We start from the raw sequence: 24,518 nt of genomic DNA, 5'->3' as shown, positions 1-24,518 counted from the left end.
GGCCAACGCCTGTCAGGTCCGGCCATCCGGCCGGGCGCTTCCCCTGCGCGAAGGCTAGGCGACAAAGGTTGCTTTTCGCTTGATCCTGCGGCGTCAGGTGGCGAGGCGGCGTGACATCGCCTCGGCATAGCCGGCCAGCACCCCGTCGGTCATTGCCGAGACCGAAAAGGCCGAGGCGATGCGCTGCTTCAGCCGCCCGGCCTGCTCGGCGGTCTGCGAGTGTCCGTCCAGCCTCGAGGCGATGGCTGCGGCAAGGGCCCCGGCATCGTCCGGCGGGATCAGGAGGTCCGCGTCGTCCCCGAGGATCTCGGCCATGCCACCCACTCTGGTGGCGATCAGCGGCAGGCCCGCAGCCCCGGCCTCCAGCACGATATAGGGCAGGGATTCGGCGCGCGAGGGCACGGCCATCAACCGGCCAAGCGTGAAGGCGTGACGGGCCGGCATCGCGCCGGGAAAGCGCGTCGCCTCGCCGAGGCCAAGCTCCCCGGCCATGGCGTGGAACTGTGCCGCATCCGGTCCTGCGCCGACCAGCGTGGCGGTCAGCGGTCGCCCTCCGGCCCTCAGCTGGGCGAGGGATCGCAGCAGCACGTCCACGCCCTTGAGCAGACGCAATTCGCCGACAAAGAGCAGATCGGTCGCGTCGGTCGCCGGTTCCACGGGTTCGAACTCGGCGGGTGCGACGCCGTTGTGGACGATGCGCACCAGGCCGGCCGGTCGGCCGACCTTGGCAGCGAAGGTCGTCTCGCCATAGCCGCTTTCGAACAGGAACAGGTCGGTGCGCCGCGCGAGAATCTGCTCCAGCGTCAGATAGGCGAAGCCGACCGGCGAGGAGCGGGCATAGTGTAGCGAGCCGCCATGCGGCGTGTAGACCCGCACGCGTCCGGCGCCGGCAAGTCGCGCATAGGCGCCGCCCTTTGCGCCGTGACCGTGAACGACATCGACGGCCAGGTCCGCGATCAGCCGGCGCGCCGCACGGAACGCCGTCCAGTCCGACAGGCCGAGGTCGCGGCTCATCGGCACGCGGGTGACCCCCAGCGCAAGCTCACGGGCAAGGTCGGCAAGCACGGCATCGGCCCGGTCTCCGCCTGTGGCGGCATCGGCCAGAATGCCGACGCGGTGCCCGCGCGCCGTCTGCTCGCGGGCAAGGTCGCAGACATGGCGGAACAGGCCGCCCACCGGCGCGCGCATCACGTGCAGGACGGAAAGGCTGCTGGCTGTCACGGGCTCAGAACCAGCGCTCGCGGATCACCACCGTGTCGCCGGGCACCAGCGGATGGGTCATCGGCACATCGGCCCGGTAGAGCTGGCCATTGATGCGCCGGGTGACCTCGACATTGCCGCGATTGGCGCGCGGCGTGAAACCGCCGGCTATGGCGACCGCGTGCTGAACGGTCATGCCGCTGACATAGGGAAACTGGCCGCCAGCGGTCACCTCGCCCATGATGAAGAAGGGCCGGTAGGTCTCGACCTCGACCGAGACCGATGGGTCGCGGATGAAGCCGCCGCGCAGCTTGCCGGCAATCTCGCGGCTCAGCATGTCGGTGGAGCGCCCGGCGGCGGGCACAGTGCCGATCAGCGGCATGGCGATGTTGCCTGCCGGATCGACCGCATAGGCATTGGTCAGGCTCTCCTGGCCGAACACCACGACGCGCAGCCGGTCGCCGGTATCCAGCAGATAGGGGCCGCGCGGCAGGATGGCCTCCTGCGAGACGGCGGTGCCGGGGCCGTCCACGGGACCGGCCGTGCCGCGGGTGGTGTCCACCAGCGTTCCAGGTCCTGGCCCCGGACGGCCGGCACAGCCAGCCAACATCAGGGCACAGAGGGTCAGGGCAAGCATTCGACGCATCACGGTCCGTCCGGGACGAGCAATCAGGACTTGCGCGTGATCATGGTCGGACGTGGTTAAGAAAGCCTTTGACTGCCGTGCGGGGTGCACGCGCCATTAACGCGATGGCAACCGTGATGGGTTTCAGTTGGACCCATGAACCGGACCGCATCCAGCAACGAACTCGACGCGCGTGGCGCCCAGGGTGGAGAACTCGACCTCGGGGCGCTCGGCCGCGCCATCTGGGACCGTCGCCACTGGATCGTGCTGCCAACCCTGCTCGCGCTCGGCCTGTCGGCGATCGCCGTCAATCTCGTCCAGCCGACCTATCGCTCGGAGGCGCGCATCCTCGTGGAGAGCGGCGAGACCTCCTACACAAGGCCCGAATCGGAGCGGGGTGCGGCCCCCGACCGGTCGGCCATCGACCAGGAAGCCGTGCTCAGCCAGGTGCAGGTCGTCCTCTCGCGCGATGTGGCGAAGGCGGTGGTCGAGCAGCTGGATCTCGCCCGCAATCCCGAATTTGATCCGGCCCTGCGCCGGTTCAATCCGGTCCGGCAGGCGCTGGTCATGCTCGGCCTTGCCGACGATCCCCTGCGCATGACCGCCGAGGAGCGCGTGCTGCGCAGCTACCAGTCGCGCCTGACCGCCTATCAGGTGGACCGCTCGCGCGTCATCGCCATCCAGTTCGAATCGGGCAATCCGGAGCTGGCCGCCCGCGCCGCCAACGCCATCGCCGACCGGCTGATCGAGGCACAGCGCACCAACAAGCGCGACCAGACCCGCTCGGCCGGCCAGTGGCTCGGCACAGAGGTCGAGCAGCTGCGCCGCAAGGTCGTCGAAGCCGAAGGCCGCGTGGAGAGCTTTCGCGCCCGCGCGGACCTGTTCACCGGCGCCAACAATATCAGCCTGACCGCCCAGCAGCTTGCCGACGTCAACGGCCAGATCGCGGCGGCTCGCGCCCAGCAGACCGATGCCCAGACCCGCTCGCGCCTTCTGCGCGACTTCCTGCGCACCCGCCGGCCGATCGAGGCGGGCGACGTGGTCAATTCGGAGATCATCCGCCGCCTGAACGAGCAGCGGGCCGCGGTCACCGCCCAGCTTGCCGAGCAGTCCTCGACGCTTGGCCCGCGCCATCCGCGCATCGCCGAACTGCGCGCCCAGCTTGCCAATCTGGAGACGCAGGTCCGCCTGGAGGCCGAGAAGCTGGTGCGCGTTCTGGAGAACGACGCCCGCATCGCCGGGGCGCGGGTGGAATCGCTGCAGCAGGACCTCGACCAGGTGAAGCAGCAGGCAAGCCGGGCCAACGAGCAGGAGATCCAGCTGCGCGTGCTGGAGCGCGAGGCCAAGTCGCTGCGCGACCAGCTCGAGGCGCTGCTGTCGCGTTACCGCGACGCCTCGGCCCGCGAATCGGCCGGCGCCATTCCCGCTGATGCCCGGGTGGTCTCGCAGGCTGTCGTCTCCAATCTGCCGGCCTTCCCGCGCAAGATTCCAACCATTCTGATCGCAACGCTCGGTACGCTGCTCCTGACGCTCGGCTGCGTGACCACACTGGCGCTCCTGTCGGGCCCGCCGGCCGCCGCCGCCCCCCGGATGCAGGCCGCCGAGCCGGCCCGGTTCGCTGACGTCCCCGAAGCGACAGGCCCGGAGCCTGCCGCTCCCGAATATCCCGACAGCATTGCCGCCCTTGCCGGCATGCTGGTCGCCGACGGCCGTGAGGCCCGGCGCACTCTGGTCGTGCCGACCGCCGCCGGACTGGTCGCGACCGGTGTCGCGATCGCGCTCGGACGCGAACTGAGCCGCACCGGGCGGGCCGTGGTCATGGTCGATCTCGACCCATCGACCGCCGCGCTCTCGGCGCTGGCCGGTCCGCGCGCGGACGGCCTTGCCGACTATGCCGCCGGCGCCATTCCGCTGGCAGCAGCCATTCACGCCGATCCCCAGTCGCGCGCCCATATCGTGCCGCTCGGCCGAAGCGGCGAGGCCCGCGCGCCCGAGCCGGACATCGTCGCCTTTGCCATCGACGCCCTGTCCTCGACCTATGATTCGGTCATCGTTCTCTCTGGCGAGTTATCCGGGGAGGCGGCGGACCTTGCCGCGCTGGCCGACGAGGCCGTGGTGGTCGCCGAGACGGAGGCCCATGATCCGGCCGTCATCGCCGCCTTCGAGCGTCTGACGGACGCAGGCCTTGAGCCGGTAGTGGTCATGCTGGCGGCTGCCGAGCCCGCAACTGTCGCAGCCGCTGCCTGATTGCTCGGTCGTCGCGTCAGAGCGGCACGGTCGGTCCGAACCGGGCCTCGAATCGCGCCCGCAGAACCGCATCCACCTCCGGCAGGGTCACCGGCAGGCCGAGATCGACGAGGCTGGTGACGCCATAGCGCGGGTCGGCGATGCCGCAGGGCACGATGCCGGCAAAATGCGACAGATCCGGCTCCACATTGAGCGAGATGCCGTGAAGCGTGATCCAGCGCCGCACGCGGATGCCGATGGCGGCGATCTTGTCCTCGTGGCCTGGCCCCTTGTCGGGCCTGCGGACCCAGACGCCGACCCGGTCCTCGCGCCGCTCGCCGCGGATGTTGAAGGCATCGAGCGTTGCGATGATCCAGTCTTCCAGCGCCGCAACGAAGGCCCTGAGGTCGCGCCGGCGCCGGTTCAGGTCGAGCATCGTATAGGCCACGCGCTGGCCCGGCCCGTGATAGGTCATCTGGCCGCCGCGTCCCGCCTCGAAGACCGGAAAGCGGGCATCGAGCACGCCGCCGGGCTCCGCAGACGTGCCGGATGTGTAGAGCGGCGGGTGTTCCAGAAGCCAGACGAGTTCGCGTGCCAGGCCATCCGCCATGGCCGCAACCCGCTGCTCCATTGCCGAGAGTGCTTCGGGATAGGCAATCTCGCCCTCGCTTACCGCCCATTGCACCGGCGGGGCGCTCTCCTGCGCCATCAGCGAGAGACCCAGATCGGCACGCGCGTTTACCACTCGTTCACCATGATCGATCAGGCTGTGCCCGTCCTTCGCAAGTGCATCCTCATCAAGGGCCGACATGGCGCAACTGCAAACCGTTCCTCTCGACGTATCGGTCGTCCTCGGGACGACCAAGATGCCGATTCATCAGATGCTGCGTATGGCCCGCGGCGCCATTATCGAACTCGATGCCACGGAGGACGACGAGGTGCAAATCCTCGCCAACGGCATGCCGATCGCCCGTGGACAAGTGGTCATCAATGGCAACCGGATCGGCGTGCAGATCACCGAGATGCTGCCGCGGCCGCTCGATCTTCGCTGAATGGTTGACTCCGTCAACTGATCGGTCCAGCCTTTCCCAAGGGGGAGGCGGTCATGGCCGATATCGAGGTGGATGCGGAACAGGTCGCCAGCGTCAGGGCCTTCAACCGCTTCTACACGCGGGCTGCGGGCCTGCTCGGCCGCTATCTCGGCAGTCCCTGGTCGCTCACCGAGGCGCGCGTCCTCTACGAGCTTTTCGCCCGCGACGGGCTGTCCGCCAGCCAGCTCTGCGAGGAACTCGGGCTCGATCCCGGTTATCTCTCCCGGCTGCTGCGGCGCTTCGAGGCGGCCGGGCAGATCGAACGCCGGCCCGATCCCGACGACCGCCGGCGCAGCCTCATCGCACTGACCGGGGCGGGCAGGGCCGGCTTTGCCCCCTATGATGCAGCCTCCCGCCAGGAGGTCGGCGCGCTGCTGGCAAGGCTCAGGCCGGGCGGCCGTACCCGGCTGGTACGGGCGATGGCGGAAGTCGAGGATCTGCTCTCGGGCCGCACTGGGGAGGTCGAAATCCGGCGCCACCGGCCGGGTGACATCAGCTTGATCGTTGCCGCGCAGGCGCGCATCTACCACCAGGAATATGGCTGGAACCACGAATACGAGCCGCTCGCGGCCCGCATTGCCGCCGATTTCATCGAGGCACACGACCCCTTGCGCGAACGCGCCTTCGTCGCCGAGAGGGGCGGGGAGGTGGTGGGCGCCGTGTTCTGCGTCGATGCCGGCAAGGGCGTCGCCAAACTGCGGCTGCTGCATGTCGAGGCCTCCGAACGCGGCTCCGGCCTCGGCCGCAGGCTGGTGCGCGACTGCATCGCCTTCGCGCGCGAGGCCAGCTACCGGCGCATGACCCTGTGGACAAACGACGTGCTCTCAGCGGCCCGCGCGATCTACCAGGCCGAGGGTTTCGTGATGACCGCCAGCCAGCCGCACCATTCCTTCGGTGCGGATCTCGTGGGCGAGACGTGGGAACTCGACCTTACCGCTCGCTGAACTCGCCATAGCCGAGCCGGTCGAGCGCGCCCTGCAGGATGTAGGCCGCGGCCATCTTGTCGACCAGTTCGGCACGCCGCGCCCGCGAGGCGTCAGCCTCCAGAAGCGTGCGCGTCACGGCAGCGGTCGACAGCCGCTCGTCCCAGAAGGCAATCGGCAGATCCGTCTTCGGGACCAGATTGCGCACGAAGGCGCGGGTGGACTGGGCGCGCGGTCCCTCGGTTCCGTCGAGGTTCTTCGGCAGGCCGATGACGAGCGCGCCGACGCCGTGCCGTTCGGCAAGTGCCATGAGGGCCGCGACGTCCGGCGTGAACTTGACCCTCCGGATGGTCTCGAGCGGCGTGGCAATTGTCCAGTTCACGTCGGACAGCGCCGTGCCGATGGTCTTGGTGCCGAGATCGAGGCCCATGATGCGCTGTCCCGCCGCCACAAGGGCCCGCATCGCGGCAAGCTCGGTCAGCGCCATGACGGGCAATCCATGACGGGCGATCCTTCGGGGCCGTTGAGACGACGGGAAGCCGACCTATACTCCGCTCTCGCGCAAAGTCCCATGCGAGGAGACGCATCCCATGAAGATCACCTGGTTCGGCCATTCTGCCTTCCGCCTCGACTTCGGCTCCTCGGTGGTGCTTGTCGATCCGTTCCTGACCGGCAACCCGTCCTTCACCGGCGACCGCGCGGAGGCAATCGCGGGGGCGACCCATGTGCTGCTGACCCATGGCCATGGCGACCATGTCGGCGACGCCGTGGCGATCTCGCAGGAGACCGGCGCGAAGGTCGTCACCAATTACGACCTGTGCATGTATCTGGCGGCCAAGGGGCTCAAGAACTTCGACCCGATGAACACCGGCGGCAGCACCGACCAGGGCGGCTTCACCGTCACCCTGACCAATGCGCTGCATTCATCCGCCGACTTCCACGACGGCGTGAGCCACGCGCTCGGCAACCCGAACGGCATCATCATCAAGCCAGCCGGCGGCCCGGTCATCTATGCCATGGGCGACACGGACATGATGCCGGACATGGGCCTGATCGCGGAGTATCACAAGCCGACCGTCGGCCTCGTGCCCGTCGGAGACCGCTTCACCATGGGCGGCGATGCGGCGGCCTTCGCCTGCCGCAAGTTCTTCACCTTCGACACCGCCATTCCCTGCCATTACGGCACGTTCCCGATCATCGACGCGACGGCCGACCGGTTCGTATCCGGCATGGCGGGAACAAGCACGAAGGTGGCCGTTCCGAAGCCGGGGGAGACCGTGTCGGTCTGACCGTCAAATGGGCTGATCGGAGAAACGGTTCATGGTCTCGTCCGTCTGACCCTTCCTCATGTTCGAGGGCGCCGCCGAAGCGGCCATGACCTTCTACGTGTCGGTGTTTCCGGACGCCGCACTCGTCGCTGTCGACCGCTACGGGCCCGCCGAGGCGGGCCCCGAAGGCTCCGTGAAGACTGCGCGCTTCACCATCGCCGGGCGCGAGATCATGTGCATCGACAGCCCGGCGAAACATGCCTTCGGCTTCACGCCGTCGATGTCGCTCTTCGTCGATTGCGAGGCGCAGGACGAGATCGAACGCCTTGCCGCCGCCCTTGGCGAAGGCGGCTCTGTCATGATGCCGCTCGGAAACTACGGATTCAGCCGGCAGTTTGCCTGGGTTCAGGATCGGTTCGGCGTGTCATGGCAGCTCAACCTGCCATGAGGCCACAGGACGATTAGCGGAAGCCGCGGATCATGGTCATGAACCGGGCCTGTTCGGCGGGATCGTCGCGGTACAGGCCGGTGAAGCCCGTGGTCACCGTCGAGACACCCTGCTTCTGCACGCCGCGCATCGACATGCACATGTGCTCGGCCTCGACCAGCAGGGCGGCGCCGCGCGGCTGCAGGTGCTCCTCGATCGAGCCGATGATCTCGGCCGTCATGTTCTCCTGCGTCTGCAGGCGGCGGGCGAAGATGTCCACGACCTTGGCGAGCTTGGACAGGCCCACCACGCCCTCGCGCGGATAATAGGCGATATGGGCGCGGCCGGAGATCGGCACGATATGGTGTTCGCAATGGGAGAAGAACGGGATGTCGCGAACGAGCACCATATCGCCGTAGCCGCCAACCTCCTCGAAGACCGTTCCCAGTTCCTTGCCCGGTGACAGGTGGTAGCCGCGGAACAGATCTTCCCAGGCCTTGACCATGCGGCGCGGCGTGTCGAGCAGCCCCTCCCGGCGCGGGTCATCGCCGATCCATTCGATCAGGGTCCTGACGGCCGCTTCCGCCTCGTCGCGCGACGGCCTCCGCCGCATATGCGGTTCGGCGGCCTTCGCCAGGGGAAGGGTCGTTACGACGGCATCCATGGCACGCTACTCCGCTCTGGCACTCATACGACTACGCTTGAGGGTGGGTTTTGGTTGCAGCGGGCGCGCGAAAAAAGACCCTGTCGGCCCGCCTGCCCGTCGCCTCTCCCTCGCGCCCCGATCTTCTGCCGGGGTTACATTGCCTCTTGGTCAGGCATATATCTGTTTTGCATCTGAACGCTCCATGAACAGATGTTCATCTCCTGTGACACGGATGTGAAAGTGATCGACGACGTCTACAACAAGCGAATCCTGGCACTGGCGGCGGATATCCCGCGGCTCGGCCGGCTGGAGCATCCGCAGGCGAGCGCGACCGCCCATTCCAGGCTGTGCGGCTCGACCGTCACGGTGGACCTGGTGCTGGACGGCGACACGGTGGCGGATTTCGCCCAGGACGTGAAGGCCTGTGCCCTGGGCCAGGCCTCGTCCTCGATCATGGGGCGCACCATCGTCGGCTCGACGACCGCAGAGCTTCGCGACGTGCGCGAGATCATGCGCCGCATGCTGAAGGAGGGTGGGCCGGCTCCGTCCGGTCGCTGGGCGGACCTGGCCGTGCTCGAGCCGGTGCGTGACTACAAGGCCCGCCATGCCTCGACACTCCTGACCTTCGACGCCGTGGTCGATGCCATCGGCCGGATCGAGGCGGGGCGCCCGGCCGCCGCGGCGGAATGAGCGCGTGTCCGACCTTCATGAGCTGTTCGCCGACCGGCGCCCGTCGCGCTGGCCGCGCCTCGGAGCCCATGTCCTGATCCGCGGCTACCAGCTGTCGATTTCCATGCTCGTCGGCCGCTGGTGCCGGCACATGCCCACCTGCTCGGCCTATATGGACGAGGCGGTGCTGCGCCATGGCCTGTGGGCCGGCGGCTGGATGGGGCTGGCGCGTCTGTGCCGCTGCCACGGCTGGGGCACGTCGGGCATTGACAATCCGCCGCTGCACCGGCCCCCGGCCGCCCGCTGGTATCGGCCCTGGCGCTACGGGTCCTGGCGCTGGCGCGGCGGCGGACCGGTCTGCGAGGCGGTCGGGCCGAACCCGAAAGGCTGATCGCGGGTGATCAGACCGGTCAACTCCAGAAGACCCCGGTCCGGGTAGAAGGGCTCGTAGCGGTCGCCGTCGAGATAGTCGGCCAGCTGTGTGTCGATCCCCATTTCTGACAGGTAGGCGCGCACCCGCATCAGGCCCGCCGCGATCAGGCGCGAGCGCATCGCAGGAGGGAAGGGTGCGTCGGCGGGGCCGGGAAAGTCGAGCGGCGTGATCGTCACGATGGCGCCGGGCGCCACCGCCCGTTCGGTACCGGCCGCCAGCAGGTAGAGGCACGCGCCATGACACTCCCCGTCGAGGGCGGGAGCGGGCAGGGCTCCTGACCTCTCGGTGCGCGCCACGATGACCACCAGGCCGGCCCGGCGCACCAGCCGGCCCATGGCCATGGCGGCTTCCACCGTGCCGCCGGGCGACTGCACGAGCACGGGCGGGCGGGTCTCGCCGAGCCGCGCCAGAAGGGCCGCGAAATCCGTCGGGGTTGCGGCCAGAACGCTGCCCTCGGCCGCGATCCATTCCGAGCAGCCCGTGCCGCAGGCATCGGGTGCGCCGCGCTCCAGGGTGAAGGCCATGGCCGCCATCGGCCTTGTCGGCTCGGCGGTGGCGGCCGCAAGGGTTGCGCATAGCGCCAGCGCCAGGGCCAGCGCGGGACACGTTCGGGACCAATGCAGCGGCAGGACCATGCGGAGCGCCATCGTCCCGCACCCTAGCCCAGCCGGTTGCATGACCCAAGCCGCAGCCGGCGAGCCGCCCTGTGACGGCGCCGCCACGGTGCAACCCAATCGCCGTCCCTTCTCTGTTTGGAGAGTTCCTTTCGATCCCGGCCCACCCGATCCTCGTCCGGTGGATTGGAGCGAGTCGCCTGCGGCGGGGCAGGCAGCGGCGTGCTCCGGACAGCGACGAGGCCCGGCGCGATGGGACCGCGCCCGACGGAGGGAGATGCGACGTGAGGAAAGTGCTTCTGGCTGGCGCGTTGCTGGCGCTCATGACACCGTCGGCGAAGGCAGCCGATCCGGCCTACGAGACAGTGGGTCCGGCATCGTTCTCGTGGCAGGGCCTTTATGCCGGCGTCCATGTCGCTTTCGGGACCGGACAGCAGACGTTCCCGGGAGACCCCGATTCGACCCATCGCTTTAACGGCCTGCTCGGCGGCGTGCAGTTCGGCTTCAATCATCAGCTGTCCAACCGGGTCGTGATCGGCCTTGAGGCGACGCTTGGCTTCGGCGGCCTTGCCGGCTCGACCATTGCCGACGTCGCGCCGCCGCCCTTCGGCATCCAGCGGATCGGATCGCGCGTCGACTTCCTGACCACGATCGGTCCGCGTATCGGCTATGCCTTCGACCGGTCGCTGATCTACGCCAAGGGCGGCTTCGCGGCGGCCAGTTTCATCGGCTGGTTCGCCGATGATGCCGGCCCCCCGACGCAGGCGCGCAACTGGCGCGGCGGCTGGTTCCTCGGCGCCGGCATCGAGCATGCGTTTGCCCCGAACTGGACGGCCAAGATCGAGTACAACTATGTCAATCTGGGCAATGGCCGGTTCTTCTTCGCGCAGGGGCTGAGCAATCCCACCAGAATGGACATCCACACCGTCACGATCGGCGTGAACTACCGCTTCATCACCGGCGGGGGAGCGGTCGTCGCCCGCTACTGATCCGCGACAGCCGGCAAGGTTGCAGCGCCGTCCTCCGGGGCGGCGTTTTGCATTTCGGCCGTGGCTTCGCTATCTCCACGCTCGTCCTGCGACCGGATGCCGCTTCGTGCCGGCAAGTCCGGTTTCGGGCCAATTGTCCACGCCAACCCCTTACCTGCTTCGTCGGCAGGAGTGAGAGGAACCCGACATGCCGAACCTGACCTTCCCCGATGGCGCCGAGCGCTCCTACGACGCCGGCATGACCGGCCTCGATGTTGCCAAGGCCATCGCCCCCTCGCTCGCCAAACGCTCCATCGCCGTCAAGCTCGACGGGGTCCTGACGGACCTGTCGGAGACGATCGCGCGCGACGCCCGCATCGAATTCGTCACCCGCGACAGTCCCGAGGCCCTCGAACTGATCCGCCACGACGCGGCCCATGTCATGGCCGAAGCCGTGCAGAAGCTGTGGCCGGGCACGCAGGTGACCATCGGCCCGGTCATCGAGAACGGCTTCTACTACGATTTCTTCCGCAACGAGCCCTTCACGCCTGAGGACTTCGCGGCCATCGAGGCCGAGATGCGCAAGATCGTCGCCGCGAACAGGCCCTTCACCAGGCGGGTCGTCTCGCGCGACGAGGCCATGCAGATCTTCCGCGACAAGGGCGAGGCCTTCAAGGTCGAGCTGGTGGAGGCCATCCCCGCCGACCAGCAGATCAGGCTCTACGACCAGGGCGGCTGGTTCGACCTCTGCCGCGGCCCGCACATGGCCGCAACCGGCCAGATCGGCACGTCCTTCAAGCTGATGAAGGTGGCCGGCGCCTATTGGCGCGGCGATTCGAACAATCCGATGCTGACCCGCATCTATGGCACCGCCTGGCGCACCGACGAGGAGCTGAAGGCCTATCTCCACATGTTGGAAGAGGCCGAGAAGCGCGACCATCGCCGCCTCGGCCGCGAGATGGACCTGTTCCATTTCCAGGAGGAGGGGCCGGGCGTCGTCTTCTGGCATCCCAAGGGCTGGTCGATGTTCCAGACCCTCGTCGCCTATATGCGCCGGCGGCTGGCCGAACATGGCTATGACGAGGTCAACGCACCCCAGCTTCTCGACAAGTCGCTGTGGGAGACGTCCGGCCACTGGGGCTGGTATCGGGAGAACATGTTTGCGGCCCAGTCGGCCGGCGACGAGGCCGAGGACAAGCGCTGGTTCGCCATCAAGCCGATGAACTGCCCCGGCCACGTGCAGATCTTCAAGCATGGTCTCAAGAGCTACCGCGACCTGCCGATGAAGCTCGCCGAGTTCGGCGTGGTCCACCGCTACGAACCGTCCGGCGCGCTGCACGGGCTGATGCGCGTGCGCGGCTTCACCCAGGACGATGCGCATGTCTTCTGCACCGACGAGCAGCTGGAAGCCGAGTGCATCCGCATCAACGACCTGATCCTGACGACCTATGCCGATTTCGGCTTCGACGAGATCGTGGTGAAGCTCTCGACCCGGCCGGAGAAGCGGGTCGGCGCGGATGCGCTGTGGGATCGCGCGGAAGACGTGATGGGCCGGGTGCTGGAGACGATCGCCGCGCAGTCCGGCGGCAGGATCAAGACCGCCATCAATCCGGGCGAGGGGGCCTTTTATGGTCCGAAGTTCGAATATGTGCTGCGCGACGCGATCGGCCGCGACTGGCAATGCGGCACCACGCAGGTCGATTTCAACCTCCCCGAACGGTTCGGCGCCTTCTACATCGGCTCGGATGGCGAGAAAACCACGCCCGTCATGGTTCACCGGGCCATCTGCGGCTCGATGGAGCGGTTCATCGGCATCCTGATCGAGAACTTCGCCGGAAACTTCCCGTTCTGGTTCGCGCCGAAGCAGGTGGTGGTCTGTCCGATCACCTCCGAGGCCGACGATTATGCGACGGAGGTGCTGGCGGCCTGCCGCAGGGCCGGCCTCAAGGCCGATGCCGACCTGCGCAACGAGAAGATCTCCTACAAGGTGCGCGAGCATTCGCTCCAGAAGATCCCGGTCATCCTGGCCGTCGGCAAGAAGGAGGCGGCCGAACGCACCGTCTCGGTCCGCCGCTTCGGTAGCCAGGCGCAGGAAACGATGACGCTCGACGCGGTGGTCGCGAAGCTGGTGGAGGAGGCGGTCCCGCCGGATGTGAGGCGGGCACAGGCGGCGGGGTAGGGGCTCCAGCCCGGGCCCCGTCCCGCCCGGGCGTGCTACTGGGCCACCACCTCGATCGCGACGTCCTTGCCGGCCTCGACCTGGAACCGCTTGTTGAACACGCGTCCCTCGTGGCGGGCGATGGCGAGATACTCGCCCTCCTGCAGCACCATGTCGGGGAAGGCGCCGATCGATTCCTTGATGACGTCGCCGCCGGGGGTCAGCACCGTCCAGGCGGCCGTGTCGATCCGCTCGCCGCCCTCCTGGCCGCGCACCAGACGCAGGCGGATATTGGCCGCCCGGTGGTGGATGGTCGCATCGGTGACCTGGCCTGCGCGGATGCGGATGTCGGCGCGGATGGTGGCATTGGCGTCCCCATAGGTGGAGACGACATGGTAGGTGCCTTCCTGCAGCGCGATCAGATCGCCGGCCGGAACCTGGCGCATGACGAGGCGCGGCTCGCCACCGTCGAAAAGGCCGCCGGCATAGATGTCAAACGAGAGGCTCTGCAGGCGGATGGTCCGCTCGCCGACCTTGCCGGCGAGGCGCACCGCGCCGGCATTCAGCACCATCGTCTCGCGATGGGGAACATTGGAGATCTGGATGCGCTTGACCCGGTAGAACGTGCCGAAGGCGACGTGGAGGATGTAGCCGCCGGGCCTGAGGGCGAAGACCCCCTGCGCGTCGCGCGATTCCTCGACAAGGGCAAAGGCGCCGCTCGCCTCCGGCTGGTCGCTGAAGATGCGCCAGTGCAGGCCCTGCCGGACATATTGGCCTCCCGGCCTGAACTGCGCGTCGATCACGACGGGGGTGCGGTCGGCGAATTGCGGCGGCAGGTTCGGCTGCGGTGCGATGCCCGGCAGCAGGGACGGGCCCGTGCCCGTCTGCGGCACGAAGGGCATGGCGCCGTCGGGGAGGGTGAAGAAGGGCGCTGCGGCCCCGCCGGGGCTGAGCCGGCGCCGCCTTTGAAGGTCGGTGCCGAGCGGCGAGGCGGGTGGCGCGGGGATGACCAGCGACGGCTGGTCGGGACGGGTCGGCAGCCCCTGCGCCACGGCCTCGGTCCCCGGCTGCGGCGCTAGGGCGAGGAGGGACAGGGCCAAGAGGGCGGTCGGAAGCAGCCGTCGGATCATGGGTCCATGCTGTCGGTTCGGAATATGGCCCTTTTTGGTGCGGATCAGCCGTGCGCGCAACCCGGCAGGCTGCCCCTTGGCGGATGGCGGCCGTTCCCCTAGTTGAGCGTCAGGGCTCGGACCGGGGCCGCCACGAGGCAGCGATGACGCATTCCCCCCTGATCGACCATCTGACCACCCGCCGGTCCGTGCCCTTCGCGCTGATGGGCGGACCGGGGCCGGATGCCGCAATCCTTGAGGCCATGCTCGCCATTGCCGCCCGCGTGCCGGATCACGGCAAGTTGGCGCCCTGGCGCTTCATCGTCATCGGGCCCGAGGCCGGCGCAAGCCTTGGCCGGTTCCTGGAAGGTCTCGTCGCGGCGGATGACCCGGCCGTCGAGGACCGGCGGCGGGAGATCGAGCGCGCTCGCTTCACGCGCGCGCCCGTGTGCGTGGCGGTGGTGTCGCGCGCCGCCCCCCATCCAAAAATTCCGGAATGGGAGCAGGTCCTCTCGTGCGGAGCCGTCTGCCTCAACCTGCTTCACGCGGCCACGGCATATGGTTTCGGCGGAACCTGGATCACCGAATGGCCGGCCTTCGACCGGCGCGTGCTCGACCGGCTCGGTCTTGAAGCCCATGAGACGATTGCTGGCTTCGTTCATCTCGGCACGCCGACCGCGAAGGCCGACGACCGTATCCGGCCTGACATGACAACCATCATCAGCCACCTGGAGCCCTGACCCGTGCACTATAGCGTCGCCGCCGCCGACCATGGCCTTCCGCATGATCCGTTCAAGTCCCTGGTCGCTCCGCGCCCGATCGGCTGGATCACGGCGCTCGATCGCGAAGGGCGGGTCAACTGCTCGCCCTATTCGTTCTTCAATGCCATATCGGACCGGCCGCACATGGTGGCCTTCTCCTCCGACGGGCTGAAGGACGCGCGTGCCTTCATCGAGGAGACCGGCGAGTTCACCTGCTCCTTTTCCAACTGGGACCTGCGCGACGCCATGAACGCCACCTCCGCGCCGCTGCCGCGCGGCGAGAGCGAACTGGCCTTTGCCGGCCTTGAGCCGGCACCGTCGCGGTTCGTGAAGCCGCCGCGGGTCAAGGCGGCCCCCGCGGCCCTCGAATGCAAGTGGCTTCAGACGGTGCCGCTCACCTCGCTCGAAGGCAAGACGCGCTACTTCCTCGTCATCGGCGAGGTGGTCGGCGTCTATATCGACGACACCTTCGTCAAGGACGGCTTCGTCGACACCGCCGCCATGCGGCCGATCATGCGCGGCGGCTACGACCAGTATTTTGCGGTCGGTCCGGAGCAGATGTTCCGCATGACCCGGCCGGCCGGCGGCGGCAATTTCAACGAGCGCAAAGGCTGAAGCCTGGCCTCAGCCCGCGGCGAACGCGGCCGCGCGGGCGAGCAGGCGCTCGGCCCGTTTCAGATGCGGCCGGTCGAACATCTCGCCCCCGATGTTGACGACGCCGGCAGCGGGCTGCGCTGCAAAGGCTGCCACCACCCGCCGGGCCTCCTCGATGGAGGCCGCGTCCGGCGAGAACACGGCGTTGATTACCGGAACCTGCGCCGGGTGGATGGCCATCTTGCCGGTATAGCCGTCGCGGCGGGCCTCCTCGCATTCGAGCCTGAGGCCCGCCTCGTCGCGGAACGCCGGGAAAACGGTGTCGATCGGCTGGACGCCGGCAGCCACCGCGCCGAACAGGCAGAGTGACCGGACCAGCCGGAATGGCTCCGTGTGGCGCCCGTCAGGGGCCCGGTTGGTTTCCGCGGAAATGTCTGCGGACAGGTCCTCCGCGCCCCAGGTGAGGCCGGCAAGGCGCGCGCTGGCTCCGGCATAGGTGCCGAGCTGGAAGACGGCCGCCGCCGTCTCGGTGGCGACCGGCAGGATGCCGGTCACGCCGTCCTCGATGCCGTTGAGGGCCTCATGGACCGCGATCCGCCCATCCAGGAGGGCGACGTCAGCGCCGCCGCCGGCCTTCGGCAGCATGATGAGGTCGGGCCGGCCGGGCATGACGGCCGCGAGATCATCATCGGTCAGTCCGGTGTCGAGCGCGTTGACGCGCACCATCAGGCGTGGGCGCCCGGCAAGAGCCCGGTGAGCCACCAGGAAGGCGCAGGTGGCTTCGCGCGCCGCCGGCTTCATCTCCGCGGCGACCGAGTCCTCCAGGTCGATGATCAGCGCATCAGCCCCCGAGGCCATGGCCCTGGACAGCTTCTTCTCCGAGTCGCCGGGCACGAACAGAAGCGAGCGCATGGCTCAGGCTCCCCGCTTGAGCACGAGCGACTGGCGCACGCATTCGGCCACCAGCTTGTCATGCTGGTTGTAGGCCCGGTGATGAAACTCGACGACGCCCATGGTCGGTCGCGATTTCGACTCCCGCTTGGCCACGACCGTCGTCTCGCAATGGACCGTGTCGTTCTCGAACAGCGGATGTGGGAACTTCACGTCGGTCATGCCGAGATTGGCGAACAGCGTGCCATTGGTGGTGTCGCCGACCGAAATGCCGATCAGCAGGCCGAGCGTGAACAGCGAGTTCATCAACGGCTGGCCCCACTCGCTCGATTCGGCGAAGTGCCGGTCGATGTGCAGCGGCTGCGGGTTGAGCGTCAGCGTGGAGAACAGCATGTTGTCCATCTGGGTGACCGATCGGGTCAGCCGGTGACGAATGACCTGTCCGGGCTCGAAATCGTCGAAATAGATGCCGCCACGGGGATGACGGCGGTCTTCGGTGATGCCGGTCGTGGTCATGTCATGCCTCTTCGGGATGCGATGTTACCGTTTCGTTTACCATAATGGACCACGATCACCTGCGGTGGGTCAGCCTTCCGGGGGTCACAGCCATGTTTCTCTTCCGTTCCTCGGCCGAAACGCCGACGCGCCCGACATCGGCCGCCGAAGCGGGGGCCAACCGGGTGATGTCGGCGATCCGGTCGGCCGCCGACCGGACGGGGGCAGGGTTCGACTATCTGCTGCGCACCGCACGGCGCGAATCGAGCCTCCAGCCTGAAGCGCAGGCACCCACATCGAGCGCGCGCGGCCTGTTCCAGTTCATCGATTCCACCTGGCTCACGATGGTGCGCGACGAAGGCCGCAATCTCGGTCTGCAACGCTACGCCGAACAGATCGGATCGAGCGATGCCGGGCGGCCTGTCGTCAGTGATCCGGCCATGCGCCGGCAGATCCTTGCTCTGCGCGACGACCCGGCCGTCTCGGCGCTGGTTGCCGGCGCCTTCACCAATCGCAACGCGACGGAGCTCCGCTCGGCGATCGGCCGCAATCCGACCGAGGGCGAACTCTACATGGCCCATTTTCTCGGTTCGGGCGGGGCCGGCCGGCTGATCGGCCTCAACCAGTCCAGTCCCCAGATCAGTGCTGCCACGCAGTTTCCCGACGCGGCCGGCGCCAACCGCCGGATCTTCTTCGATCGGGGTCGGCCACGCACCGTCGCCGAGGTCTATGGCCTGCTCGCCGGCAGCCAGTCCAGGACTGTCGCGGCAACGACGGCAACGACCGCGGGGACAGCGCCGGCGACACGGGCAGGGGCTCCCGCCGCCGGCACGGCCGAGGCGGAGGACCCGGGCCGCGGCTCCTGGTCGTCGGTCGCCCAGGTGCGCGCCGATCCGAACCGTCCATTCCATTCCATGTTTTCGACGAACGGCGCGGGCCCCATCAACGCTTTCGTGGCGGCCACCTGGGCAGCCCTCGGCCGGCCAGTTGCGGAAACATCGCCGACCGTCACGACGCCGGCCTCCATCACCCCGGCTTCCATCACCCCGGCTTCCATGGCGTCATCGCCAAATTCCGATCCGCGCGCGATCACCGCAGATGTCGGCGGGCCGTTCTACCCGGTCCAGATCGAGCGGATGCGCCGCGGCCAGCCGCTCGATCTCGGCCAGTTCCTGGTGGCTCCGGCGCGGCGCTGATGTCCATGCCGCCTCGGCGCCCGTCCCATCATGGTGAAGCCTTTGTTAACGGTCGGGCGCTAGCCTCAAAGCCGTCCCGCCCGGGCATCCGGGCCAGCGAATCGTGGCGTCCGGACTAGACTGATGATCGTGCGGCAGTTTCTCAGGTGGATTCAGACCGCCCCGGCCGGCGACAGGGCTGACGCGACCGCGGCGCTTGCCCGCGCCTATCTCCATTCGGACCTTTCGGTCGACGACCTTGCAGCCGCGGAGGCCGCCATGGTCATGCTGCTGGACGATCCCTCGCCGCTGGTCCGCCGCGCCCTCGCCGACGCTCTCGCAACCTCCGAGGCGGCCCCCCACACGGTCATTGCCGGCCTGCTGCAGGACCAGGCCGAGATCGCCGCCGTGGTCGCCGGCCACTCGCCCCTGCTGCTTGATGCCGAGCTTGTGGACCTCGTGGGCAGCGGCGAGCCGCTCGTCCAGTATGCCATCGCCTGCCGTGAGGACGTCCCGGCACCGGTCGCGGCGGCCCTCGCCGAGGTCGGGTGCCTGGAAGCCTGCCTCGCGGTCGTCACCCTCGATGGCGTGTCGCTGCCAGCCTTTTCCATCGACCGGATCATCGAGCGCTTCGGCGACGTGCCGGACGTTCGCGAAGCGCTCTTCGCCCGTGCCGACCTGTCGCCGGGCGCGCGGCAGGCTCTTGTCGTTCGTCTCTCCCAGGCGCTTTCACGCTTCGTCACCGAGCGGGCCTGGCTCGCCGAGGACCGAGCCGAGCGGATCGTCCGCGACGCTGCCGAGAAGGCGACTGTGGTCATCGCCGCAGACACCGAGACGACGCGGCTCGGCCCGCTGGTGCGCCATTTGCGGGCCTCCGGCCAACTGACCACCGGTCTCGTCCTCAGGGCGCTGCTGTCCGGACATATCCACCTGTTCGAACAGGCGCTTTCGGAGCTGTCCGGCTTCGATGGCCGGCGTGTCGCGGGCATGGTCCATGATCGCCGCGGTGCCGGGTTCCGGGCACTCTACGAACGTGCCGGGCTGCCGCTGGCGGCGTTCCCCGCTTTTCGCGCGGCCCTCGCCGTGTGGGCGGAGGAGGGGGGCTGGACGCAGCGCAAGGGCGGCGATGCGGGATTGCGCCGCCGCATGGTCGAGCGCGTCCTGACCGCCTACGTGCCGTTGGCCGATGGCGAACTCGATCAGCTTCTGGCACTGCTGCGTCGCTTCGCGGCGGAAGCGGCCCGCGAGGAAGCCCGCGCCTTCGCCCGCGACCTGATCGCCGGCAACGATGCGCTGGACGATTCCGAACTGGAATTTCCGCTGGTTGCGGCCTGAACGGCGGCTGCAGGCCGCTCTGTGCCGAGCCTTCTAGGGCTCTGTCAGGGGGCGATAGAGGGTGAGCCCTCGATCTGCACGAGGAGGTCGTTGACGACCGAGGCGAGGCGCTCGCTGAGGGTCAGCGCGGTGCGGTTGTCAGCCCCGGTTGCCTGCTCGCGCACGATGGCGCCAATGGCATCCACATGCTGGGACACCAGGCCGACCGGCACCCTGCGATCATCGGCGATGCCGTCAAGGAGGCGGCAGAGACTGTCGGCCACGCTGGCAGCCAGCGGATAGCCGAACGTCGCGGCCTGGCCGCGAATGTCATGGGCCGCGCGGTAGAGAACAGGGCGCGTCTCAGGGCCGAGGCCGCCGCGCTTCACCACGTCGCGGGCATCGCCGAGGCGCACCACTTCCTTGCGCATCCAGTCGTCGAACTCGGTGGAGAGTTCGGCCAGCGCCGCTTCCGCCCGCTCGAGTGCGTCGAGGTCGAAGCCGTGCTCGTCGTATCGGGCCTTCACCTTGCGGGAGAAGCCCTTGAGATTGTGCTTGGGCGTGATGATGTCGTGGTCGGCAAAGCCTGCGATCGAGGCCTCATCCAGTTTGGCTTTGCTCTGGGCAGACATGGGCTGTCCCGTCAGATCGGATTCTTCGTCTTGTCCAGCAGGGGCTGGACCTTGATGATTTCAGACTTCTCGCCCTTGCGCCGCTCGGGCCCCACATAGCTGCTGGCGTGGTTGCGGCGGCGGTCTGGGCCGAAGAAGGTCTTGGTCTTGATAAACGGGCGGGGGTTAACGACCACATTCAGAATGCGCTGGTAGAGCGCCTTGGCTGAAATGGGCTTGGCAAGAAACTCGGTGACGCCGGCATCACGCGATTCCAGGACGCGCTTCTTCTCGGAATGGCCGGTGAGCATGATGATCGCCACATAGGGATTGGCGTTGGCACCCGGCTGGCGGATCATGCTGGTCAGTTCCAGCCCGTCGAAGATGGGCATGGCCCAGTCGGTGATCACGATGTCGGGCATGTAGTGAGTGAAGGCCTCAAGGCCCGCGGCCCCGTCCTCCGCCTCATAGACCTCGCGGGCGCCGAACCCGTGCAGCAGCGTCCGGACGATCCGGCGCATGTGCGCGTTGTCGTCGATAACCAGGAATCGCAGCCGGTTGAAGTCGATGCGGATCATCGTCATCAGATTACCGGACCCGCCATTAGCGGACCGTTAAGGCTGCTGGTCACAATCCGGTCAGGGGCCGAACTGCTCGCGCAAAATTCGCTCATCGAGCGAATGGCCCGGATCGTGGAGGAGGATCATCGACCGGTTCCGGTCCGTTGCGATGTCGACGGTTGCCACCTCGCGGACCTCGAGATGGTCGGCCGTCGCGCTGACAGGCCGCTTGGCGGCCTCCAGCACCTCGATGCGGATCCGGACGTGGTCGGGCAGCAGGGCGCCGCGCCACCGCCGGGGCCGGAATGGCGAGATGGGGGTGAGGGCCAGCAGCGGTGTGTTCAGCGGCAGGATCGGCCCATTCACCGAGAGGTTGTAGGCGGTGGACCCTGCCGGCGTCGCCACCAGCACGCCGTCGGAAACGAGCTCGCCCATGCGCTCGTTGCCATCGACCAGGATTCTCAGCTTTGCGACCTGCGAGGTCTGGCGCAGCAGCGAGACCTCGTTGATGGCCACCGCATCGCGCCGCTCGCCATGGACGTCGATGGCGGTCATGGCCAGCGGATGGATGACCGAACGCTCGGCCGTCCAGATGCGCTCGACCAGCCCGTCCTCGGCATATTCGTTCATCAGGAAGCCGACCGAGCCGCGGTTCATGCCATAGATCGGCTTGCCGCTGTCGATGAAGCGATGGAGCGTCTGCAGCATCACGCCGTCGCCGCCGAGAGCGATGATGACCTCGGCCTCGTCGGCCGGCACGTTGCCGTAGCGCGCCACCAGCCGGGCGAGCGCCTCCTGCGCATCCGGCGCCGGGGAGGCGACGAAGGAAATGCTCTTCGGATCAGGCCTGAAGTCCGGCATGGGCAGCGTCCTCGGGCGGACGGGCAGGGGATCGACGTGGCGCGAGACGACCAGCCGGATGGGGTCGTTCTGGTCTATACGACCGCCGCAAACCTTGTCGAGGCCGGGACCCGATGACCGCGCGGCTTGCCCGCCGCGCGGTGCAGTCTCTTGGCGCAGTGGCCGGTGTTCCGGCCTTGCCGCGAGATATCAGCCGCGGCCGACGAAGGGCATGTCGTTGGCCATGATGGTCATGGTCAGCATGTTCACGTCGAGCGGCAGGTTGGCGACATGGACCACCGCGTCCGCGACGTGCCGGACATCCATGCGCGGCTCCACCTTCACCGTGAAATCGGCCTGCAGCACGCCGGCGGTCATCCGCTCGGTCATCTCGGTGGCGGCATTGCCGATGTCGATCTGGGAGCAGACGATGCGGTCCGACCGTCCGTCGAGCGAGATCGACTTGGTCAGGCCGAGCACGGCGTGCTTGGTCGATGTGTAGGGCGCCGAATAGGGCCGCGGCGCATAGGCCGAGATCGAGCCGTTGTTGATGATGCGGCCGCCCTTGGGGTCCTGCGCACGCATCATCCTCATGGCTTCCCGCGCGCAGAGGAACGAGCCGGTGAGATTGACATCCACCACCTGGCGCCACTTCTCGATCGGCAGTTCGTCGAGCGGCACGGCGGGTGCGCCCATGCCGGCATTGTTGAACAGAACGTCGAGCCGGCCGAAGCGGTCCTTGACCAGTTTGAACAGGGCCGACACCGAGGCCTCGTCGGTGACATCGGTCGGGCAGGCGACGACGGTGCCGCCGCCGGCCATCGTAACGGTCTTCTCCAGTTCGTCGGCGCGGCGCCCCGCGACAACGACCGCATAGCCGGCCTTGGCAAGGCCGAGCGCGGAGGCCCGCCCGATTCCCGATCCCGCGCCGGTCACGACGGCAATGCGCTGTCCCATGATGTCCTCCCGATGGCGACGGGTCCGTCCCGTTCGTCCTTTGGCGGCGGAGACTGGCCGAAACGGCTGGTGCTGTCGACCCGTGGGCCGCAGGGGTGCGTTGCGAACCGATTAGATATCCCGCGCTAACGCGTCGCCGCAAAAGCAAGAGGCCCGGCCGGAGCCGGGCCTCGCAGCCTCGATCGTCGCCGGGGCCGGGCGCCTCAGACGGCCGGCGACCACTGGGCCGGCACGAACTGGAACCCGTTCCCGTCCTTCGCCACATAGCCGTTCGAGGGGAACGGTGCGTGATAGAAGTGCAGGCGGGTCTTCTCGCTGGCAGCCATGTCGAGCATGCGCCGGCGCGTCGCACGGGCCATGTCGGCATCCATGTCGAACACCGCCGACCAGTCGGGATTGCGAACGAAGAAGGCCGGATGGTTCGACGTGTCGGCCATGTAGAGCAGCTTGGCATTTCCCGAGGACACCACGAAGGCCGTATGGCCTGGGGAGTGCCCGTAGGCCGCCACCGACGTGATGCCGGAGCCGACCTCGGCGCCTGGTTCGAAGCGCTTCACCTGCGCGGCCAGCGGGCTGAACACGCGCCGGCAGTTCTGGAACGCGCCGCGGGCGGCCTCAGGCGCCTGCGCCATGCGCTCGTCCGACATCCAGAAAGCCCATTCAGGGGCCGGGACCTGGATCTCGGCATTGGGGAACACCGCCGTGCCGTCGCGCAGGCGGATGCCGCTGATATGGTCGCCGTGGAAATGGCTGATCACGATGCTGTCCACCCGCGCCGGGTCAAAGCCTGCCGCGCGGAAATTGGCCAGCCAGTTGCCGGTGGTGGGAGCGCCGACATTGCCGATGCCGGTGTCCAGCAGCACGAGTTTTCCGCCGGTCTCGACAACCAGCGTCGTGATCGGAATCGGCACGGCGGTGGTCGGCAGGAACGCCGCGCTCGCCGCAGCCTGCACGGCCGGCAGTTCGGCATTGCGAATGAACCCTTCGAGCGGCCGGTTGAAGAAGCCGTCATGGATGGCCGTGACAGTGATGTCGCCGACCTTGTAGCGGTAGAAACCGGGCGCCTGGCCGGGGCCGGCAGCCGGTGCCGGCGCGGCAGTCTGGGCTTGGACGGCCGTGGCGGTTGCGATCGCGGGGGCGGCAATGGCGGCTGCGCCTGCAGCCAGGGCGTGACGGCGGTTGATCGTCGGCATCATTCTTCTCCTGTGGCTGGACGGGCGGCGAACCGCCGCGCGCGCAGACTGCGACGAACTTCGGGCGCTGTCGCCTGACGTCGAGTCCGGTCACGGGCTTGTGACCTGGATAAGACAAGCGCGATGCCGTGTTGCGGTCCGCAGAGACGCTTGCGCCGGAGGGGCAGGCTTTGCTACCGCGTGTCGGTGGCGCCGGCATAGCTCAGTTGGTAGAGCAACCGCCTTGTAAGCGGTAGGTCGCGGGTTCGATTCCTGCTGCCGGCACCAGTCCTGCCTCAGCGCCGCGCGCAGGCGCCGCGAAGCATGGCCGCCAGCGAGGGGCCGGCTCCCGCCACATCGTCGATGCGCCAGCCTGCCGGGGTCATCTCCATGCGGAAGCGGACGGTGGACGGCGCGCCGAAATTGCGGAAGCGCACCGTGATTTCCTGCCGACCATCACGAACGGGTCCCTCCTGGAACTGCACGTTGCGGATCTCGTGGTCCTGGCCCTGAACCCACGGATCGGCATCGACGGCCGGATTGCCGGACCGCTGCTCGCAGCGTTCCGCCGCGCGCCAGAGATTGACCACGCGCGGCGTGTAGAAGCGCTGGCGAATGCTGGCTTCGCGGCTCATGGGTGTCGGTTGCGGCTCCTGATCGCGGGCAAGCGACTGATAGACCGGGCGGATGAGGTCGATGGCCGCTGGGCCGGATTGCGCCGCGGCCCCCGAAAGGCCGGTCGCCAGGATGGCGGCAGTAAGGATGAACCGGTGCATGGCGAACTCCGAAAC

The 24,518-nt window shown here is 68.1% G+C and carries 28 protein-coding genes and 1 tRNA gene; 14 read left to right on the top strand and 15 right to left on the bottom strand.

Going from position 1 to position 24,518, the window contains the following annotated elements:
• Positions 1–93 precede the first annotated feature (93 nt).
• Positions 94–1,221, bottom strand: a complete 1,128-nt coding sequence (locus tag ACTIFS_RS18360) for a glycosyltransferase (RefSeq protein WP_439575571.1) — start codon at positions 1,219–1,221, stop codon at positions 94–96.
• 4 nt (positions 1,222–1,225) lie between these two features.
• The gene (locus ACTIFS_RS18355; RefSeq protein WP_439575570.1) at positions 1,226–1,846 is read right to left on the bottom strand and encodes a polysaccharide biosynthesis/export family protein; all 621 of its coding nucleotides are present in this window, start codon (positions 1,844–1,846) and stop codon (positions 1,226–1,228) included.
• Between the two features lie 135 nt (positions 1,847–1,981).
• Between ACTIFS_RS18355 and ACTIFS_RS18350 the strand changes: the two genes are divergently transcribed.
• Positions 1,982–4,072, top strand: coding sequence for a GumC family protein (locus ACTIFS_RS18350; protein ID WP_439575569.1), 2,091 nt, complete (start codon positions 1,982–1,984; stop codon positions 4,070–4,072).
• A 16-nt stretch (positions 4,073–4,088) separates the two neighbouring features.
• On the opposite strand, the gene lipB is transcribed toward ACTIFS_RS18350, so the two are convergent.
• Positions 4,089–4,760, bottom strand: coding sequence for a lipoyl(octanoyl) transferase LipB (lipB, locus tag ACTIFS_RS18345; protein ID WP_439575597.1), 672 nt, complete (start codon positions 4,758–4,760; stop codon positions 4,089–4,091).
• 100 nt (positions 4,761–4,860) lie between these two features.
• Here lipB and ACTIFS_RS18340 point away from each other — a divergent pair, with 100 nt between their 5' ends.
• Complete coding sequence (locus ACTIFS_RS18340; protein ID WP_439575568.1) at positions 4,861–5,103, top strand: FliM/FliN family flagellar motor switch protein; 243 nt, start codon at positions 4,861–4,863, stop codon at positions 5,101–5,103.
• Positions 5,104–5,156: 53 nt separating this feature from the next.
• Positions 5,157–6,086 (top strand): GNAT family N-acetyltransferase, encoded by a 930-nt coding sequence (locus ACTIFS_RS18335; protein ID WP_439575567.1) that lies wholly within the window; start codon positions 5,157–5,159, stop codon positions 6,084–6,086.
• Here ACTIFS_RS18335 and ruvX read toward each other — a convergent pair.
• Entirely contained in the window at positions 6,073–6,552 is a 480-nt protein-coding gene (gene ruvX / locus ACTIFS_RS18330) for a Holliday junction resolvase RuvX (protein ID WP_439575566.1), read from the bottom strand. The two genes, ACTIFS_RS18335 and ruvX, sit on opposite strands and share 14 nt — an antisense overlap.
• 103 nt (positions 6,553–6,655) lie before the next feature.
• Between ruvX and ACTIFS_RS18325 the strand changes: the two genes are divergently transcribed.
• Entirely contained in the window at positions 6,656–7,354 is a 699-nt protein-coding gene (locus ACTIFS_RS18325) for a metal-dependent hydrolase (protein WP_439575565.1), read from the top strand.
• A 58-nt stretch (positions 7,355–7,412) separates the two neighbouring features.
• Positions 7,413–7,781 carry a VOC family protein gene (locus ACTIFS_RS18320; protein ID WP_439575564.1) on the top strand — a complete coding sequence of 123 codons (369 nt, stop codon included), beginning with the start codon at positions 7,413–7,415 and terminating at the stop codon, positions 7,779–7,781.
• 13 nt (positions 7,782–7,794) lie between these two features.
• On the opposite strand, the gene folE is transcribed toward ACTIFS_RS18320, so the two are convergent.
• Positions 7,795–8,424 (bottom strand): GTP cyclohydrolase I FolE, encoded by a 630-nt coding sequence (gene folE / locus ACTIFS_RS18315; protein ID WP_439575563.1) that lies wholly within the window; start codon positions 8,422–8,424, stop codon positions 7,795–7,797.
• Positions 8,425–8,646: 222 nt separating this feature from the next.
• Here folE and ACTIFS_RS18310 point away from each other — a divergent pair, with 222 nt between their 5' ends.
• Positions 8,647–9,096 (top strand): iron-sulfur cluster assembly scaffold protein, encoded by a 450-nt coding sequence (locus ACTIFS_RS18310; RefSeq protein ID WP_439575562.1) that lies wholly within the window; start codon positions 8,647–8,649, stop codon positions 9,094–9,096.
• Positions 9,097–9,100: 4 nt separating this feature from the next.
• A complete protein-coding gene (yidD, locus tag ACTIFS_RS18305) occupies positions 9,101–9,466 on the top strand; it encodes a membrane protein insertion efficiency factor YidD (protein WP_439575561.1) in 366 nt (121 codons plus the stop codon).
• On the opposite strand, the gene ACTIFS_RS18300 is transcribed toward yidD, so the two are convergent.
• Positions 9,397–10,155 carry a hypothetical protein gene (locus tag ACTIFS_RS18300; protein WP_439575560.1) on the bottom strand — a complete coding sequence of 253 codons (759 nt, stop codon included), beginning with the start codon at positions 10,153–10,155 and terminating at the stop codon, positions 9,397–9,399. The two genes, yidD and ACTIFS_RS18300, sit on opposite strands and share 70 nt — an antisense overlap.
• A 251-nt stretch (positions 10,156–10,406) precedes the next feature.
• Between ACTIFS_RS18300 and ACTIFS_RS18295 the strand changes: the two genes are divergently transcribed.
• Both ACTIFS_RS18295 and thrS read left to right on the top strand, forming a co-directional pair.
• Positions 10,407–11,111: an outer membrane protein gene (locus ACTIFS_RS18295; protein ID WP_439575559.1), complete on the top strand. Its 705-nt coding sequence runs from the start codon at positions 10,407–10,409 to the stop codon at positions 11,109–11,111.
• Between the two features lie 187 nt (positions 11,112–11,298).
• Positions 11,299–13,269 (top strand): threonine--tRNA ligase, encoded by a 1,971-nt coding sequence (gene thrS / locus ACTIFS_RS18290; protein ID WP_439575558.1) that lies wholly within the window; start codon positions 11,299–11,301, stop codon positions 13,267–13,269.
• A gap of 35 nt (positions 13,270–13,304) precedes the next feature.
• On the opposite strand, the gene ACTIFS_RS18285 is transcribed toward thrS, so the two are convergent.
• Positions 13,305–14,378, bottom strand: coding sequence for a hypothetical protein (locus ACTIFS_RS18285; protein WP_439575557.1), 1,074 nt, complete (start codon positions 14,376–14,378; stop codon positions 13,305–13,307).
• 143 nt (positions 14,379–14,521) lie between these two features.
• Here ACTIFS_RS18285 and ACTIFS_RS18280 point away from each other — a divergent pair, with 143 nt between their 5' ends.
• Both ACTIFS_RS18280 and ACTIFS_RS18275 read left to right on the top strand, forming a co-directional pair.
• A complete protein-coding gene (locus ACTIFS_RS18280) occupies positions 14,522–15,097 on the top strand; it encodes a nitroreductase family protein (RefSeq protein WP_439575556.1) in 576 nt (191 codons plus the stop codon).
• Between the two features lie 3 nt (positions 15,098–15,100).
• Entirely contained in the window at positions 15,101–15,733 is a 633-nt protein-coding gene (locus tag ACTIFS_RS18275; protein ID WP_439575555.1) for a flavin reductase family protein, read from the top strand.
• Positions 15,734–15,742: 9 nt separating this feature from the next.
• Here the strand turns inward: ACTIFS_RS18275 and ACTIFS_RS18270 are convergent, their stop codons facing one another.
• Positions 15,743–16,624 (bottom strand): HpcH/HpaI aldolase/citrate lyase family protein, encoded by an 882-nt coding sequence (locus tag ACTIFS_RS18270; protein ID WP_439575554.1) that lies wholly within the window; start codon positions 16,622–16,624, stop codon positions 15,743–15,745.
• Between the two features lie 3 nt (positions 16,625–16,627).
• Positions 16,628–17,119 (bottom strand): MaoC family dehydratase, encoded by a 492-nt coding sequence (locus tag ACTIFS_RS18265; protein WP_439575553.1) that lies wholly within the window; start codon positions 17,117–17,119, stop codon positions 16,628–16,630.
• Positions 17,120–17,211: 92 nt separating this feature from the next.
• On the opposite strand from ACTIFS_RS18265, the gene ACTIFS_RS18260 reads away from it, so the two are divergent.
• Positions 17,212–18,294 carry a lytic transglycosylase domain-containing protein gene (locus ACTIFS_RS18260; protein ID WP_439575552.1) on the top strand — a complete coding sequence of 361 codons (1,083 nt, stop codon included), beginning with the start codon at positions 17,212–17,214 and terminating at the stop codon, positions 18,292–18,294.
• Positions 18,295–18,417: 123 nt separating this feature from the next.
• The gene (locus ACTIFS_RS18255) at positions 18,418–19,608 is read left to right on the top strand and encodes a DUF2336 domain-containing protein (protein ID WP_439575551.1); all 1,191 of its coding nucleotides are present in this window, start codon (positions 18,418–18,420) and stop codon (positions 19,606–19,608) included.
• 44 nt (positions 19,609–19,652) lie between these two features.
• Here ACTIFS_RS18255 and ACTIFS_RS18250 read toward each other — a convergent pair whose 3' ends face one another.
• The 5 genes from ACTIFS_RS18250 to ACTIFS_RS18230 all read right to left on the bottom strand — a co-directional run bounded on the left by ACTIFS_RS18250 (position 19,653) and on the right by ACTIFS_RS18230 (position 23,748).
• A complete protein-coding gene (locus tag ACTIFS_RS18250) occupies positions 19,653–20,219 on the bottom strand; it encodes an Hpt domain-containing protein (RefSeq protein ID WP_439575550.1) in 567 nt (188 codons plus the stop codon).
• A gap of 11 nt (positions 20,220–20,230) precedes the next feature.
• Positions 20,231–20,776, bottom strand: a complete 546-nt coding sequence (locus ACTIFS_RS18245) for a response regulator (RefSeq protein WP_439575596.1) — start codon at positions 20,774–20,776, stop codon at positions 20,231–20,233.
• A gap of 60 nt (positions 20,777–20,836) precedes the next feature.
• On the bottom strand, positions 20,837–21,619 hold the full coding sequence (locus tag ACTIFS_RS18240) for an NAD kinase (protein WP_439575549.1): 783 nt from the start codon (positions 21,617–21,619) through the stop codon (positions 20,837–20,839).
• A 189-nt stretch (positions 21,620–21,808) separates the two neighbouring features.
• Complete coding sequence (locus tag ACTIFS_RS18235; protein WP_439575548.1) at positions 21,809–22,555, bottom strand: SDR family oxidoreductase; 747 nt, start codon at positions 22,553–22,555, stop codon at positions 21,809–21,811.
• 203 nt (positions 22,556–22,758) lie between these two features.
• A complete protein-coding gene (locus tag ACTIFS_RS18230; RefSeq protein ID WP_439575547.1) occupies positions 22,759–23,748 on the bottom strand; it encodes an MBL fold metallo-hydrolase in 990 nt (329 codons plus the stop codon).
• 191 nt (positions 23,749–23,939) lie between these two features.
• On the opposite strand from ACTIFS_RS18230, the gene ACTIFS_RS18225 reads away from it, so the two are divergent.
• Positions 23,940–24,015 (top strand) — tRNA-Thr (locus tag ACTIFS_RS18225).
• An 8-nt stretch (positions 24,016–24,023) separates the two neighbouring features.
• On the opposite strand, the gene ACTIFS_RS18220 is transcribed toward ACTIFS_RS18225, so the two are convergent.
• A complete protein-coding gene (locus ACTIFS_RS18220) occupies positions 24,024–24,503 on the bottom strand; it encodes a hypothetical protein (protein WP_439575546.1) in 480 nt (159 codons plus the stop codon).
• Between the last annotated feature and the right edge of the window lie 15 nt (positions 24,504–24,518).

The organism is Phreatobacter sp. (assembly GCF_051860605.1).
GTDB lineage: Bacteria > Pseudomonadota > Alphaproteobacteria > Rhizobiales > Phreatobacteraceae > Phreatobacter.
The sequence above is the reverse complement of the archived record's forward strand: the minus strand, read 5'-3'. Positions and strand labels throughout refer to the sequence as shown.

What these genes read in the sequence shown, in the direction of transcription:
- ACTIFS_RS18355 (WP_439575570.1), bottom strand. Translation starts at nt 1,846, where the DNA reads ATGCGTCGAATGCTTGCCCTGACCCTCTGTGCCCTGATGTTGGCTGGC.
- ACTIFS_RS18350 (WP_439575569.1), top strand. Translation starts at nt 1,982, where the DNA reads ATGAACCGGACCGCATCCAGCAACGAACTCGACGCGCGTGGCGCCCAG.
- lipB (WP_439575597.1), bottom strand. Translation starts at nt 4,760, where the DNA reads ATGGCGCAGGAGAGCGCCCCGCCGGTGCAATGGGCGGTAAGCGAGGGC.
- ACTIFS_RS18340 (WP_439575568.1), top strand. Translation starts at nt 4,861, where the DNA reads ATGGCGCAACTGCAAACCGTTCCTCTCGACGTATCGGTCGTCCTCGGG.
- ACTIFS_RS18335 (WP_439575567.1), top strand. Translation starts at nt 5,157, where the DNA reads ATGGCCGATATCGAGGTGGATGCGGAACAGGTCGCCAGCGTCAGGGCC.
- ruvX (WP_439575566.1), bottom strand. Translation starts at nt 6,552, where the DNA reads ATGGCGCTGACCGAGCTTGCCGCGATGCGGGCCCTTGTGGCGGCGGGA.
- ACTIFS_RS18325 (WP_439575565.1), top strand. Translation starts at nt 6,656, where the DNA reads ATGAAGATCACCTGGTTCGGCCATTCTGCCTTCCGCCTCGACTTCGGC.
- ACTIFS_RS18320 (WP_439575564.1), top strand. Translation starts at nt 7,413, where the DNA reads ATGTTCGAGGGCGCCGCCGAAGCGGCCATGACCTTCTACGTGTCGGTG.
- folE (WP_439575563.1), bottom strand. Translation starts at nt 8,424, where the DNA reads ATGGATGCCGTCGTAACGACCCTTCCCCTGGCGAAGGCCGCCGAACCG.
- ACTIFS_RS18300 (WP_439575560.1), bottom strand. Translation starts at nt 10,155, where the DNA reads ATGGCGCTCCGCATGGTCCTGCCGCTGCATTGGTCCCGAACGTGTCCC.
- thrS (WP_439575558.1), top strand. Translation starts at nt 11,299, where the DNA reads ATGCCGAACCTGACCTTCCCCGATGGCGCCGAGCGCTCCTACGACGCC.
- ACTIFS_RS18285 (WP_439575557.1), bottom strand. Translation starts at nt 14,378, where the DNA reads ATGATCCGACGGCTGCTTCCGACCGCCCTCTTGGCCCTGTCCCTCCTC.
- ACTIFS_RS18280 (WP_439575556.1), top strand. Translation starts at nt 14,522, where the DNA reads ATGACGCATTCCCCCCTGATCGACCATCTGACCACCCGCCGGTCCGTG.
- ACTIFS_RS18270 (WP_439575554.1), bottom strand. Translation starts at nt 16,624, where the DNA reads ATGCGCTCGCTTCTGTTCGTGCCCGGCGACTCGGAGAAGAAGCTGTCC.
- ACTIFS_RS18265 (WP_439575553.1), bottom strand. Translation starts at nt 17,119, where the DNA reads ATGACCACGACCGGCATCACCGAAGACCGCCGTCATCCCCGTGGCGGC.
- ACTIFS_RS18260 (WP_439575552.1), top strand. Translation starts at nt 17,212, where the DNA reads ATGTTTCTCTTCCGTTCCTCGGCCGAAACGCCGACGCGCCCGACATCG.
- ACTIFS_RS18255 (WP_439575551.1), top strand. Translation starts at nt 18,418, where the DNA reads ATGATCGTGCGGCAGTTTCTCAGGTGGATTCAGACCGCCCCGGCCGGC.
- ACTIFS_RS18250 (WP_439575550.1), bottom strand. Translation starts at nt 20,219, where the DNA reads ATGTCTGCCCAGAGCAAAGCCAAACTGGATGAGGCCTCGATCGCAGGC.
- ACTIFS_RS18245 (WP_439575596.1), bottom strand. Translation starts at nt 20,776, where the DNA reads ATGATCCGCATCGACTTCAACCGGCTGCGATTCCTGGTTATCGACGAC.
- ACTIFS_RS18240 (WP_439575549.1), bottom strand. Translation starts at nt 21,619, where the DNA reads ATGCCGGACTTCAGGCCTGATCCGAAGAGCATTTCCTTCGTCGCCTCC.
- ACTIFS_RS18235 (WP_439575548.1), bottom strand. Translation starts at nt 22,555, where the DNA reads ATGGGACAGCGCATTGCCGTCGTGACCGGCGCGGGATCGGGAATCGGG.
- ACTIFS_RS18230 (WP_439575547.1), bottom strand. Translation starts at nt 23,748, where the DNA reads ATGCCGACGATCAACCGCCGTCACGCCCTGGCTGCAGGCGCAGCCGCC.
- ACTIFS_RS18220 (WP_439575546.1), bottom strand. Translation starts at nt 24,503, where the DNA reads ATGCACCGGTTCATCCTTACTGCCGCCATCCTGGCGACCGGCCTTTCG.